Source organism: Streptomyces sp. NBC_01217, assembly GCF_035994185.1.
GTDB lineage: Bacteria > Actinomycetota > Actinomycetes > Streptomycetales > Streptomycetaceae > Streptomyces.
The window spans coordinates 764,297-778,027 of sequence record NZ_CP108538.1 but is presented as its reverse complement, the minus strand read 5'-3'; the positions used below and the strand labels follow the sequence as shown (position 1 = coordinate 778,027).

General features: G+C 71.0%; 9 protein-coding genes. 5 read left to right on the top strand and 4 right to left on the bottom strand.

The window, feature by feature from the left end:
- Window positions 1-12 precede the first annotated feature (12 nt).
- Window positions 13-3,285 carry a family 78 glycoside hydrolase catalytic domain gene (locus tag OG507_RS03190; protein WP_327365578.1) on the top strand — a complete coding sequence of 1,091 codons (3,273 nt, stop codon included), beginning with the start codon at window positions 13-15 and terminating at the stop codon, window positions 3,283-3,285.
- Window positions 3,286-3,384: 99 nt separating this feature from the next.
- Here the strand turns inward: OG507_RS03190 and OG507_RS03185 are convergent, their stop codons facing one another.
- Window positions 3,385-3,942: a DUF4232 domain-containing protein gene (locus tag OG507_RS03185; RefSeq protein ID WP_327365577.1), complete on the bottom strand. Its 558-nt coding sequence runs from the start codon at window positions 3,940-3,942 to the stop codon at window positions 3,385-3,387.
- Between the two features lie 237 nt (window positions 3,943-4,179).
- Here OG507_RS03185 and OG507_RS03180 point away from each other — a divergent pair, with 237 nt between their 5' ends.
- Complete coding sequence (locus tag OG507_RS03180) at window positions 4,180-5,892, top strand: sensor histidine kinase (protein WP_442810933.1); 1,713 nt, start codon at window positions 4,180-4,182, stop codon at window positions 5,890-5,892.
- Between the two features lie 30 nt (window positions 5,893-5,922).
- Here the strand turns inward: OG507_RS03180 and OG507_RS03175 are convergent, their stop codons facing one another.
- Complete coding sequence (locus tag OG507_RS03175; RefSeq protein ID WP_327365576.1) at window positions 5,923-6,633, bottom strand: response regulator transcription factor; 711 nt, start codon at window positions 6,631-6,633, stop codon at window positions 5,923-5,925.
- Window positions 6,634-6,884: 251 nt separating this feature from the next.
- Between OG507_RS03175 and OG507_RS03170 the strand changes: the two genes are divergently transcribed.
- The gene (locus tag OG507_RS03170) at window positions 6,885-7,766 is read left to right on the top strand and encodes a universal stress protein (RefSeq protein ID WP_327365575.1); all 882 of its coding nucleotides are present in this window, start codon (window positions 6,885-6,887) and stop codon (window positions 7,764-7,766) included.
- 7 nt (window positions 7,767-7,773) lie between these two features.
- On the opposite strand, the gene OG507_RS03165 is transcribed toward OG507_RS03170, so the two are convergent.
- Entirely contained in the window at window positions 7,774-8,649 is an 876-nt protein-coding gene (locus tag OG507_RS03165; RefSeq protein WP_327371847.1) for a universal stress protein, read from the bottom strand.
- A 190-nt stretch (window positions 8,650-8,839) separates the two neighbouring features.
- Window positions 8,840-9,493, bottom strand: a complete 654-nt coding sequence (locus tag OG507_RS03160; RefSeq protein ID WP_327365574.1) for a CBS domain-containing protein — start codon at window positions 9,491-9,493, stop codon at window positions 8,840-8,842.
- A 239-nt stretch (window positions 9,494-9,732) separates the two neighbouring features.
- On the opposite strand from OG507_RS03160, the gene OG507_RS03155 reads away from it, so the two are divergent.
- A complete protein-coding gene (locus tag OG507_RS03155) occupies window positions 9,733-10,806 on the top strand; it encodes a zinc-dependent alcohol dehydrogenase family protein (RefSeq protein WP_327365573.1) in 1,074 nt (357 codons plus the stop codon).
- A 243-nt stretch (window positions 10,807-11,049) separates the two neighbouring features.
- On the top strand, window positions 11,050-13,497 hold the full coding sequence (gene ppsA, locus OG507_RS03150; RefSeq protein WP_327365572.1) for a phosphoenolpyruvate synthase: 2,448 nt from the start codon (window positions 11,050-11,052) through the stop codon (window positions 13,495-13,497).
- The last annotated feature ends 234 nt before the right edge of the window (window positions 13,498-13,731 follow it).

Genomic DNA, 13,731 nt, shown 5'->3' with positions numbered 1-13,731 from the left:
ATGGAGACCCGCATGAACCCCGAGGCCCCCAAGCGCCTTGCCACCAGATCCGCTCTCGTCCTCGCCACGGGGCTGACCGCCCTGGTCACCGTGGTGCCCTCCGCCGTGCCCGCCGGAGCCGCGCCGTCGGCCGGCGGCGCCGGGGCCACCGCACTGCAGACCCAGCACCTGCGCACCGCCCTCGGCATCGACGACACCACCCCCGACCTGACCTGGCAGCTGTCCGGGCACGGCAGGAACATCGTCCAGAGCGCCTACCGCATCCAGGCCGCCACCAGCCGCGAGAAGCTGGAGCACGGACGCCCCGACCTGTGGGACTCCGGCAAGGTCCGCTCCACCACCCCGCAGGCCACCTACGCGGGCCGCGAGCTCGCCTCCCGCGACCGGGTGTACTGGCGCGTCCAGCTCTGGTCCGGCAGGACGGGCAGCGTCTCCGGCTGGAGCGACACCGCCGTCTTCGAGACCGGGCTCACCCGCCCCGAGGACTGGTCCGCCCAGTGGATCACCAACGACGCCTGGCGGCTCAGCGAGCACACGGTCGAACCCGTCGTCGTCAACCTGCCGAAGACGACGTCCCGTTACGTCCGCCTCGACGTCACCCGGCTGGGACTGCCGCTCGACGAGTACTTCCCCGACGGGCGCGCCTGGCGCCTCCAGCTCGGCGAGATAGAGGTCCGCGACTCGGCGGACCCGGGCACCGACCACGCCCGGGGCGCAACCGTCACGGCCTCCGAGAGCAACACCGTACGCAAGATCTGGGAACCCGGCCTCGCCGTCGACGGACTCACCAACAGCGCACTGGCCCAGGCCGCCGGTTACGCGAGCACGCCGCACACCGGCCCCGACGTGTCCCAGTCCCCGATCACGCTCACCCTGGACCTCAAGGCGGCCAAGTCCTTCGACCAGGTCCTCCTCTACCCGCGCGCCGACGTCCTCACCGACGACGGCCATGTGCCGAACTTGCCCGTCGACTACAGCGTCTCGACGGGCGACGCGGCCGCCGGACCATGGACGAAGGCCGCAGAGGTGACCGGCCAGAAGCCGCCCGAGCCCTATCTGCCGTCCGGACTTCCGTTGTTCAGCAAGGACTTCACCCTCCCCAAGGGCACCCGCAGCGCCCGCCTCTACATGGCCGGCCTCGGCATCTACGACGCGAGCGTCAACGGCGAGCCGGTCTCCAGCGCCGTGCTGGAGCCCGCCAACACCGACTTCACCGACCGGGTGCAGTACGCCACGTACGACCTCACCGACCGGCTGCGGCGCGGCTCGAACACCATCGCCGTCGCGCTCGGCAACGGCATGTCCAACGTGGTGAGCACCGCCGACCGCTACCGCAAGCTGTACGGCAACATCAGCGACCCCAAGCTCGTCGCCCAACTGGAGATCACCCTGGACGACGGCAGCGTCCGGCGCATCGCCAGCGGCACCGACTGGCGCACCACGCTCGGCCCTACGACCTCGTCCAACTGGTACGGCGGCGAGGACTACGACGCGCGCCGGGAGATCCCCGGCTGGGACGAGCCCGGCCGTGACCGGTCCACCTGGCCCGCGGCCGTCGCGCTCGGCCGCCCCGGCAGCGCCGGGGAACCCGCGGCGCTCAGCGCCCGCGAGACCGAGCCGGTGCGTGTGACCGAGACGCTGAAGGGCACCGAGGTGGCGGGCGCCGAAGGCAGCCGCGTCTTCGACCTGGGCCGCAACATCGCCGGCTGGCCCGAGATCACCGTCACCGCACCCGCAGGCACGACCGTGCGCATCCACCCGGCCGAGAGCCTGAAGGACGGGCACGCCTTCCAGTCCATCAGCAACGTCGGCGCGCCCCTGTGGGACAGCTACACCACGCGCGGCGGCGGCGCCTCCGAGACCTGGCACCCGCGCTTCGGCTACCACGGCTTCCGCTACCTGGAACTGAAGGGCCTGTCGGCCGGCGCGACCGTGTCGGTGCGCGGCAAGGTCCTGCGCGCGGACAACACCTCCGCAGGCGGGTTCACCAGCTCGAACGACTTGATCAACGGCGTCCACTCGCTCATCCGCCGCTCCATCGAGGGCAACATGATGAGCGTGCTCACCGACTGCCCCAGCCGCGAGAAGCTCGGCTGGCTGGAGCAGGACCAGCTCGCCTTCCCCACCCTGGCCGCGAACTACGACATGCGGTCCTACCTCCGCAAGATCGTGCGCGACATGGCCGACGCCCAGACCCCCGACGGCCTGATCCCGAGCACCGTCCCCGACTACGTCAACCTCGCAGGCGCCTACCGCAACGACGCCAACTGGGGCGGGGCGTTCGTCCTGGTGCCCTGGCAGCTCTACACCACGTACGGCGACGAGGAGACGCTGCGCACCTACTACCCCAGGATGAAGCAGTACCTGACCTTCCTGGAGCAGAAGGTGTCCGGCGGCATCCTCGACTACGGCCTGGGCGACTGGTTCACCCCGGACCGCACGTTCCCGCGTGCGGTCGCCGGTACGTACGGCTACTGGCGTGTGGTCGACGGCCTCAGCCGGATCGCCCAGGTCCTGGGCGACGACGCGGACGCAGCGCTCTACCGCGAGAAGGCGGATACCGCGGCAAAGGCCCTGTCGGACAGGTTCTACGACTTGGCCACCGGCACCTTCGGCGGCGGAGGCCAGGGAGCGGAGGCACTCGCCCTCGACATGGGAGCCGTCCCCGAGGGCGAACGGGACCGGCTGCTGAACCACTTCACCGGCTCGGTGCAGGCCGCGGACCACCATCTCGTCCTCGGCGAGATCTCGCTCCCCGCAGCCATCCGCGTCCTGTCCGAGGCGGGCCGCGACGACATCGTCTACAGGATCGCCACGCAGACGACCAGCCCCAGCTACGGCTACCAGGTCCTGGCGGGCAACACGAGTCTCGGCGAGAGCTGGGACGGCGGCCCGGGCCAGTCGCAGAACCACTTCATGCTCGGCGCCATCGACTCCTGGTTCACCAGCCGGCTCGCCGGCATCGAGCAGAAGCCCGGATCGGTCGGCTACCGCGCGCTGCGCATCGCCCCGGCCGTCGTCGGCGACCTGACCTCGGCCGCCGCCTCCTACCGCACCCCGTACGGCACGGCCCGTTCGAGCTGGCGGCGCGACGGCTCGGCGTACCGTCTCGACGTCACGGTCCCGGCCGGTACGACCGCCGAGATCCGCGTCCCGTCCACCTCCGGCAGGGTCCGGGCCGACGGCGGCGCGCGGCTGGTGGGCGTCGAGAACGGGGCGGCGGTCTACGAAGTCGGGTCGGGGGCGTGGACGTTCACCTCGGAGTTCGAGCCGACGGGGAGCTGACACCCGACCCCGGACGCATTTGAGTCCTGTGCCCGTTCCCGAGGCCGACCTCCGGAACGGGCCGGGATCGGCCGGGCCCGGCAACGGCGCGCCACGGCGTCAGGAGCCGGCGGCGCGGAAGGCGGTGACACGGACGCTGTTGCCGCAGAGCGCGAAGCCGCCGCCGTCATCCGGCGCCAGCTGCTGTCCTGCGCCCCCGACACCCAGCACGATCGAGGGCGCGATGGACGGCGTGGCACCGGAGGCGCAGTACCCGTCTGCCTCACCGAGCACCGGCGTGAAGGAGAGCTGCGTCGAGGCTCGGCCGCCGACTGCCAGCCGCACCGGCTCCGCCGTGCCCTGGCGCACGGCATCGAGGGGTTTGTTCCTGTCGGGCGGACCCTGACCCGCGAGAGCCACAGTGGGAAAGCCCATCAGCACACACGGCGTCGGCCCCTCGTTGCTGACGGTGATCCGTACCTGGCTCGACCCCACCCGCTGCGCGCCGTCCGCGACGAGCCGGTCGTTCGTGCACGGAGCGACCGGGACCCGCCGCGAGGCTGCCCCCTGTGCCGCTGCCCCGGAACCGGCGCCCGCCAGCAGGCTGCCGGTCAGAGCAGCCACCACGAGCAACACGGACGAGGCCTTGGTCACGCCGTTTCGCGTCGTGCATCTCATGGGCTGTCCTCCCACGGTTCACGGTTCACAGAACGCCTCAAGCCCTGCCGGCCCCACCTCCCAGCCTCGCACCGACCTCCGCCATCGGCCCGCGCGAGGCTCCGGGCCGGTCAGCACGAGCACGGCTTCCCCGGCTGACCGGGGATCGCCGCCGCGTACCGGGTGCCGATCGGCGTACGGCCATTACCGTGGAGATGTGGTCCTGCCGCCCCGCGCGCGGGTCACGTCGGAGGCACCGTGGGCGACAAGGGAACCGGCCCGTGCGGCGAGGAGCGTCGGCGGCTCAGCACGTTGCCGCAGGACCTCCAGGGGCGCCTCGATGTGGTGAAGCGCGGCCCTGAGACGGCCCTGCTGCTGGACGCCGTCATGTCGGTGGGCCGGGGGCTCGACCTGCCCCAGGTGCTGCGCCGGATCGTCGAGGCCGCGGTCGTCGTGGTCGATGCCGAGTACGGGGCCCTGGGAGTGGTCGGCGAGGGAACCCGGCTCACGCAGTTCCTGCCGGTGGGAATCACGAAGGAGAAGCGCGAGGCCATCGGCCCGCTGCCCGAAGGGCACGGCATCCTCGGTGAGCTGATCCGCCACCCCGAACCGTTGCGCCTCGCGGAGCTCTGCGAACATCCGTCGTCCTACGGGTTTCCGCCGAATCACCCTCCGATGCACTCGTTCCTCGGGGTTCCCATCCGGGTCCGCGACGAAGTGTTCGGCAATCTGTATCTCACCGAGAAACGGGGAGGCCGCGCATTCGACTCCGAGGACGAGACCGTGCTGTCGACGCTCGCGGTGGCCGCCGGAGTGGCCATCGAGAACGCCCGTCTGTACGCGGAGACGCGCGACCGTCAGCGCTGGCAGGCAGCGAACAGCGAGATCGTCGCGGCCCTGCTGAGCGGTGCGGACGAGGCGCACGTCCTGCAGATGATCGTCGATCACTCCTTGCGCATTCTCGCCGCGGATCTCGGCGTTCTGGTACTTCCGGCCGGGGCGAAGTCCCTCCGGGTGGCACTGGCGTCGGGCGTGGACGCCGAGACGCATCGCGGTCTGGTTCTGTCACGAGCGGGATCGTTCGCCGGCGCGGCTCTCGACGCGGGTGAGCCGATCACCAGCTTCGATGCCGCACACGATCCGAGATTCACCGAAGGGACCTCGGGGTGGACGGGCCTCGGCCCGGCCGTAGCGGTTCCGATGGCGACGGGGAAGAACCCCCGCGGGGTGCTGCTGCTGGCCCGGGTGCGGGAGTGCCCCGCTTTCACCGATTCGGAGACCGCGCCCCTGCTGGCGTTCGCCGGGCAGGCGGCCCTGGCGATGGAGCTCACCGAACGGCGCGAGTCGGCCAAGCAGCTCGCCCTGCTGGAGGACCGGGACCGCATCGCCCGGGATCTGCACGACCTCGCCATTCAACGGCTGTTCGCCACCGGAATGACGCTCCAGAGCGTGGTGCGGCTGGTTGAACTGCCACAGGCCAGCGAGCGGCTGCTCCGCGCGGTGGACGATCTGGACGAGACCATCAAGATCATCCGGTCCACCATCTTCGGCCTCCGCGCCCGTGAGTCGGGCCGGGCCGGCCAGGGGCTGCGAGCCCGCACGGTGACCACGGTCGAGCAGGCCGCCCGGTCCCTGGGCTTTCAGCCGTCCCTGCGGATGGGAGGGCTGATCGACACGGATGTGCCGGCCGAGATCGCCGATCAGGTGATCACGGTCCTCGGAGAGTCGCTGAGCAACGTCACCCGCCATGCACGGGCGACGGCGGTGGACATCTCCCTGGTGGTGGGTGAGGGGGCGCTGGAACTCGTGGTGTCCGACAACGGTGTGGGCATGCCCGTGCACGGCGGATCCCGGAGCGGGCTCGACAACCTCGCACGGCGCGCGGAGAAGCTCGGCGGCGAGATGGCCGTGGGTGCGTCGGCGCACGGTGGCACCCGGCTGAGCTGGCGTGTTCCGCTGCGGCTTTCCTGATTGCCGCAGCGGGCTTCGAGGACCGTACGGTCACATCTGGCGCCGTCCGGCACAGGGCGGGGAGGACTCCGTGGCGTGCGCGGCGATCACGGCCGCCTGGATGCGGCGCTCGACCCCCAGTTTGGCCAGCAGACGCGAAATATGGTTCTTGACCGTCTTCTCCGACAGATACAGGCGCTTGCCGATCTGGCTGTTGGTGAGTCCTTCACCGATCAGGGCGAGGACGTCCTTCTCCCGCGAGGACAGCGCCGACAGGGCGTCGTCAGCCTCGGGTTCGGTGCCGGATCCTTCCTCGCGCAAGCTGTTCATCAGCCGTGCCGTGGTCGCCGGGTCGAGGGTCGAGCGCCCGGCAGCCAGTACGCGGACGGCGGCGACGAGGTCCGAACCCTTGATCTCCTTGAGTACGTAGCCTGCCGCACCGGCCATGATGGCGTCGAGCAGCGCTTCGTCGTCGTCGAAGGACGTGAGCATCAGACAGGCCAGGTCCGGCATCCGTGAGCGCAGTTCACGGCAGACGGTGATTCCGTCGCCGTCCGGCAGCCGCACATCGAGAATCGCGACGTCGGGGCGGAGGGCCGGGCCACGGGCCAGCGCGTGATCGGCCGTGCCGGCGTCGCCGACGACCTGGATGTCGGGTTCCGCGTCGAGCAGATCCTGCACCCCCCGCCTGACCACCTCGTGGTCGTCGAGCAGGAACACGCGGATCGGGTTCCTCTCCGAGAACCCCGTCTCCTCGCTCATGGTGCCCTCCTCGCCGTCGAGGGGTCGCGCGGCCCCATCCCCTCATCATCGTGGGTCCATGCAGAAGCGGCGCCCAGGGCCGGACGGCCCCCGGCCCCGGACCGGTCAGGCCGCAGGGGCCCCGGTCCGGGCCGACCGGCCCGGTCTCCCGGCCCGGTCAGCCCAAGCCGCGGGCCGGGCGGGCGTACAGGATGGTGGCACGCGCCCCTTCCCGAACCCCTGCGACGCACCACAGCCTTCAAGGAGGGACCATGAGCGGCACTGGATCGAGCGTGACCACGACGGGACCGGTCGTGGTCGGCACCGATGGTTCCGATCACGCGACGCGGGCCCTGCGGTGGGCGGCGGGTGAGGCCGCCGCCAGCGGCCGGCCGCTGCGGATCGTGTACGCCACCGAGACGAGCCACGGAAGTCCGTACCTTTCCCAGGAGGACATCCAGGAGGTCGACGGCCTGGCGGAAGACGTGCTGGAAGAGGCTGCCGCACTCGCACGCCGGCTCGCTCCCGCCGTCCGGGTGACGACGACCCTGTGCGAGAACGGGGCGACTGAATGCCTGCTCGGCGAAGCCGACCCCGATGCCACGATCGTCGTGGGCTCCCGTGGGCGCGGCGGATTCGTGTCCCTGCTGGTCGGTTCGGTCTCGCTCGGGGTGGCAGCGCGCTCCCCGGTTCCCGTTGTCGTCGTCCCCGGCGGCGCCGACCGCGAACCGGCAGGTGTCGTCCTGGCCGCCGCACGGGACGAGCGTGACCAGGAGACACTCCGCCTTGCCGCCCAGCTGGCCGAGCACAACGGCGGCGCACTGCGGGTGCTCAGTGCCTGGGTCTTCCTGGCGAACGTCGGCAGCATGGCGACGATGTTCGAGGATGCGGACCGGCTTGCCGCAGATCAGACGGCGGCGACCGCCCGGCTCGTCGAGCCCGTGCGCAAGGAGTTCCCGGACCTCACGGTGACCGAGCGCGTCGTCCGTGCCGGATCCGTCTCCGAGGTGCTGGTGGCGGCGACCGCCGAGGTGGACATGATCGTCATCGGATCCCGTCGGCGTACCCACCCCGTCGGCTCTCCGCTCGGCAGTGTGACCCATGCCGTCCTGCACCATGCGCACTGCCCGGTCGTCCTCGTTCCTCACGCCTGAGTCCCGCTCAGCGGGTGTCCGGGACCACGGCCACGGGACAGGGGGCGTAGTGCAGCACCGCGTGGTTCACCGGGCCTATGAGCAGCCCGCGGGGTCCCCCCGCGCGGTGTGCGCCGACGACCAGGAGTTCCGCGCCGACGGCGGCCTCGATCAGTATCTGGTGCACAGGTCCCTGCACCACCGAGCGTTGGACAGCGGCTTCGGCGCCGGTCCGCTCCAGTACCGCCAGGACGTTTTCGAGGTGCTCCTCGGCCCGTTGACGGTGTGCGGAGGCCGGGGAGTCCGCGAGAAGCGGATGATCCGCGGTTTCGTGGACGGGGCAGCGCCAGGCCCGTACGGCGACCAGTTCGCCGTGGCGCGATGCCGCCCGGTCGAATGCGAATCGGGCGGCCGCCGACGGTCCCGGGGCGTCGCCGATCCCGACGACGACGCGGCCCGGCTTCGGCTGAACGTCCGGCACGGTCGCCGGGACCACCACCACCGGGCAGCGGGACCGGCCCGCGAGAGCGAGGCCGACGGACCCGAGGAGCATCCCAGCGATCCGGCCGCGGCCACGGGATCCGACGACGACGAGGGCCGCCTCCTGGCTCTCGTGCACCAGTGCGTTGACCGGGTCCTCGGGCTGTATGTCGGCGACCACGCTCACCTCCGCATGCAGGCGGTGCGCGCGCTCCTGAGCGGACGCGACGAGATGTTCGGCGAGGATCTGCTCGGCGGGACGCTCGGTGTCGAAGGTGGGACGCATGCCCTCGTAGCGTTCCCACAACGAGGCGTGGACGACGCGCAGAGGAAGCCGTGAGCGCGCCGCCTCCTGCGCCGCCCAGTCCAGGGCGCGCAGACTGCCCATTGATCCGTCCACTCCGACGACCACCGGGAACTGCATCGCTCCCACCGCCTTTCCTGCTCGGTCGGCCCCCTGCCTCGGTGCATACGGCAATGGAATGGCCGGTGAATTCAGCATGGCGCGGACCGCTGTCACGTACGCAGGGGCCGTTCGTCCCTCATCCGGACCGGATGGGCTCCTCGGCGGCGCTGACGGGCTGTCCTCGCCGGCGGTGCGTCCGTTTCCGGGCTCAGGCGGGTGCCGGGCCTTCGATCCGGCAGTCCACGCCGACCACACCCTCCACGGACTGAGCCAGCCGGGCGGCGACGGGAACGAGAGCGGGGTCGCGTACGCGGCCGGTGAGGGTGGCCACTCCCCGGGTGACGCTGACATTCACGTCCCGGTGCGAGGCGGGGAACAGCCGGTTGACGACCTCGCGGCGTATCTCGGCGGCGAGCTCGTCGTCGGAGCGCAGGAAGACCTTGAGGAGATCGGCGCGGCTGACGATGCCCTTGAGGCCGCCGTCGGCGTCGACGACCGGGAGGCGTTTGACGCGCAGAGCGGCCATGAGCCGGGCGGCCTGCGGCAGGAGCGTGTCGGGCCGCACCGTGACGGCGGGACTCGTCATCAGCTCCTCGGCCCGGACCGAGCCCGCCTTCGCGGTGTCGTCCAGGCGGCGCATGTCCTCGATCATGCCGGGCCCGCGCTCGTGGAACTCCTCCTTCGGCAGCAGGTCGGCCTCGGAGACGACGCCGACGACGCGGCCCCCGCCTTCGACGACGGGCACGGCGCTGACCTTGCACCGCTCCATGGCGGCAGCGATCTCCTTGAATTCCGTGTCGGGGGTGACGGTGACGACGGTCTTCGTCATGACGTCGTCGACGGTGTACCGGGCGGAGGTCATGGCAGGTTCCTCGGTGGGTGTGGGCGAGCGGCCGACTGCCCCCGTCAGCGGACCAGCACAGCTTCCCCGGGCCTTCCTTCGGTGCGGGCAACCGTCTTCACGGTCACACCCCCGGAGCCCGGGCGGGATGGGCCCGACAGGTCCGGGCGGGGACCGACCGGCCCATGCGCGACGGGCCTGCGCCGGGGCAGCCTGGGGGGAACCTCACCGGAGCGGACAGCACGAAGAGGGGCGACATCGTGAAGGCACTCGTTTTCCAGGGCCCGGGGCAGACCGCTTGGCAGGACGTTGCGGACCCCGAGGTGAAGGACGCCGCCGATGCCGTCGTGCGCGTCGACGTCGTCACCATCTGCGGTACCGACCTGCACATCGTCAAGGGCGACGTGCCCGAGGTGACTCCCGGCCGGGTGCTGGGGCACGAAGCCGTCGGCACCGTGGTCGAGACCGGGGCCGACGTCCGTACGGTCCGCCCCGGCGACCGTGTCCTGATCTCGTGCATTTCCGCGTGCGGCCGGTGCCGCTTCTGCCGTGAGGGCCGCTACGGCCAGTGCCGTGGCGGTGGCGGCTGGGTGCTCGGCCACACCATCGACGGCACCCAGGCGGAATACGTACGGGTCCCCTTCGCCGACCTGTCCGTGCACTCCCTGCCGGCCTCCGTCCAGAGCCACGACGGCGTACTGCTCGCCGACATCTTCCCGACCTCCTACGAGGTCGGCGTCCTGAACGGCGGCGTACGGCCCGGCGACACGGTCGTCGTGGTGGGCGCAGGCCCCATCGGGCTCGCCGCCGTCCTCGGCACGGCCCTCTACAGCCCGGGACGTGTCATCGCCGTCGACCTCGCCGAGTCCCGGCTGGCCGCCGCGCGCTCCCTGGGCGCGGATGCGACGGTGAACGCGGCCGAGGAACCCGAACGGCTCGTCGAGGACCTCACCGAGGGGCTCGGCGCCGATGTCGTCATGGAGGCCGTCGGTGTGCCCGAGACCTTCGAGATGTGTACGCGCATGGTCCGGCCCGGGGGCCACGTCGCGAACATCGGTGTCCATGGCAAGCCGGTGACGCTGCACCTCGAAGACCTGTGGGCCAAGGACATCACCATCACCACGGGGCTGGTCGACACCTGCTCCACGCCCATGCTGCTGCGCATGCTGGCCGCCGGGCGGCTTCCTTCGTCCCGTCTGATCACCCACCGCTTCGAACTGGGGCAGATGGAGGAGGCCTATGACGTCTTCTCCCGCGCCGGGGAAACCGGTGCGCTCAAGGTGGTGCTGGGGGGACCGCAGCACAACGAGATCACCGTCCCGGCTCAGCCGTGAACGTGACCGATGGACGTGCTTTTCCGGGCTCCGCCTCGCGAAAGAAGGCTCCGCTCCCCGTAAAAAGGCTCTGCCTCCCGTAAGGGGCTCCGCCTCCGAAAGGGTGACAACGATGCAGCGCATTCGGATCCGGATCCGGCCGAGCCGGCCGCGCAAGGCCCCGCAGCTGGATCTGCGTACCCCCTCCGGCCGGCCGATGCCCTACTGAAGCCCGCGGACACCGCACATACGGCGGAGGACATCATGGCAACCACTCGACACGTCGTACCGTTCGCAGAGCTCGGCCGACAGGATGTCGGACGGGTGGGTGGCAAGAACGCCTCCCTGGGGGAGATGACCGCACATCTGGCAACCGCGGGCGTGCGGGTGCCTCCCGGATTCGCGACGACGGCGGACGCGTACGGGGAGCTGCTCGACGGCCACGGACTGCGCGCGCGGATCGAAGCACAGATCGGACACCTGCACGACGGGGCCGCACTGGACGAGGCGGGGGCGGCGATCCGGTCGATGATCCTGGCCGAGCCGCTGCCGGCCGGGCTGCGCAGCGAGCTCGTCGCCGCGTACGAGCAGCTCGCGCGCGACCAGGGCCGTGACGATCCCGAGGTCGCCGTGCGAAGCAGCGCCACCGCCGAGGACCTGCCCGAGGCGAGTTTCGCCGGCCAGCAGGAGACCTACCTCAACGTCCGCGGGCCTGCCCAGCTGTTGCTGTCCTGCCACCGCTGCTATGCCTCGCTGTTCACCGACCGCGCGATCGACTACCGGGAGCGGATGGGCTTCGACCACCTCTCGGTCGCTCTCTCCGTCGGCGTCCAGATCATGGTCCGCTCGGACCTCGCGGGCGCCGGCGTGATCTTCACCCTCGACCCGGAGAGCGGCTTCCCCGAGGTCATAGTGGTCAGCGCGGCCTGGGGACTGGGCGAGACCGTCGTCAGCGGCCGGGTCGACCCCGACGAGCACACGGTCTTCAAGCCGAGCCTGAAGGACCGGGCACCGGATCCCGTGATCGACGTACGGATCGGAGCCAAGCGGAAGAAAGCCGTCTATGCGGAGCACGGACTCACCCGGACCGTCGACACTACCGGCGAGGAGCGCTCACGACGTGTCCTGACAGACGCGGAAGTCCGGCTGCTGGCCGAATGGGCGATGACCGTCGAGGAGCATTACGGATGCCCCATGGACCTGGAATGGGCCAAGGACGGCCTGACAGGAGAGCTGGCGGTGGTCCAGGCCCGCCCCGAAACCGTGCAGTCCCGCCGCCGTACGACGACGCTGCGCCGCTGCCGCCTGACCGGCACTCCGGGGCAGAGCATCGTCGAGGGCATCGCGGTGGGCGAGGCCATCGGCTCGGGCCCGGTCGTCGTCCTCGACTCGCCGGTGGACCTCGACCGCTTCCCGACCGGAGGGGTGCTCGTCACCGGCATCACCGACCCGGACTGGGAACCGGTCATGAAGCGCGCATCCGCGATCGTCACCGACCACGGCGGCCGGACCTCGCACGCCGCCATCGTCAGCCGCGAACTCGGCGTCCCCGCCGTCGTCGGCACCGGCCGGGCCACCGAGGTGCTGCACAGCGGACAGGACACGACCGTCTCCTGCGCCGAGGGCGCCCGCGGCCAGGTCTACGCGGGGCTGCTGGACTACGAGGAGCACGAGACGGATCTCGCCGGGCTCCCCGCCACCCGGACCCGGGTGATGCTCAATCTCGCCGACCCGTCCGCCGCCTTCCGCTGGTGGCGCCTGCCCGCCGACGGCGTAGGGCTTGTGCGACTGGAGTTTATCGTCGCCCACCAGGTGAAGGCCCACCCCATGGCGCTGCTGCACCCCGAGCGGCTGAGCCGGCACGACCGCTGCGTCATCGACCAGCTCACCGAGGGCCACCTCGACCGCAGCCAGTACTTCGTCGACCGACTGGCCTACGGCGTGGCCCGCATCGCCGCATCCCGCTGGCCCGACCCCGTCGTCGTACGGACCAGCGACTTCAAGACCAACGAGTACGCGCGACTGCTCGGAGGCAGCCCCTTCGAACCGGTCGAGGCAAATCCCATGATCGGCTGGCGCGGCGCGAGCCGCTACTACAGCGACGGCTACCGCGAGGGATTCGCCCTGGAATGCCGGGCACTGCGCCGGGTTCGCGACGAGATGGGCCTGACGAACGTCATCGTCATGATTCCCTTCTGCCGCACCCTCGAAGAGGCCGACCGGGTACTGGACGTCATGGCCGAGCAGGGACTGCGCCGGGGCGAGCGAGGCCTCAAGGTGTACGTCATGGCGGAGATCCCCTCCAACGTCATCCTGGCCGAGGACTTCGCCGAGCGCTTCGACGGGTTCTCCATCGGGAGCAATGACCTGACCCAGCTCACGCTGGGCGTCGACCGTGACTCCGAAGCCCTTGCCGATGTCTTCGACGAGACCGACCCGGCGATCACGCGCAGCATCCGGAGCCTCGTCCCGCGCGCCCAGTTTGCCGGCCGCACGGTCGGCCTCTGCGGCCAGCGCCCCAGCGACGACCCCGCCTTCACGGAATTCCTGGTGAAGACCGGCATCGACTCGATCTCGGTGGCACCGGACAGCTTCGCCGCGGTCAAGCAGCACGTGGCGATCGCCGAACTCAACCTGGAGGAGGAGGACCGAACGGCCCCGTCCGGAACCCGGCAGCCCCAGGAGGGTCCGACGCCGATCGACCGAACCTGAGAAGGACCGCGGAGCAGAAAGGCGCCGCCTGGGCGCCGGAAACGGAGGACACCATGTCCGGGATCCGGATGAAGTACAGGCGCAGTACACACTGCGCGCCGAGCCTCCTGGGACTGACCCGGTGAAGGACATCCCCATCACCGCCGAGGGAGCCGGGGCAGGGTACGGGGACGGCATCCTCACCGACGGTCACGGCGAGCCGTGACGACCGGCCGACCGCGCCGGGACGGGAGC

Excerpts from the sequence above, each read along its gene's own strand:
- OG507_RS03190 (WP_327365578.1), top strand. The coding sequence starts at position 13 with ATGAACCCCGAGGCCCCCAAGCGCCTTGCCACCAGATCCGCTCTCGTC.
- OG507_RS03185 (WP_327365577.1), bottom strand. The coding sequence starts at position 3,942 with ATGAGATGCACGACGCGAAACGGCGTGACCAAGGCCTCGTCCGTGTTG.
- OG507_RS03175 (WP_327365576.1), bottom strand. The coding sequence starts at position 6,633 with ATGAGCGAGGAGACGGGGTTCTCGGAGAGGAACCCGATCCGCGTGTTC.
- OG507_RS03170 (WP_327365575.1), top strand. The coding sequence starts at position 6,885 with ATGAGCGGCACTGGATCGAGCGTGACCACGACGGGACCGGTCGTGGTC.
- OG507_RS03165 (WP_327371847.1), bottom strand. The coding sequence starts at position 8,649 with ATGCAGTTCCCGGTGGTCGTCGGAGTGGACGGATCAATGGGCAGTCTG.
- OG507_RS03160 (WP_327365574.1), bottom strand. The coding sequence starts at position 9,493 with ATGACCTCCGCCCGGTACACCGTCGACGACGTCATGACGAAGACCGTC.
- ppsA (WP_327365572.1), top strand. The coding sequence starts at position 11,050 with ATGGCAACCACTCGACACGTCGTACCGTTCGCAGAGCTCGGCCGACAG.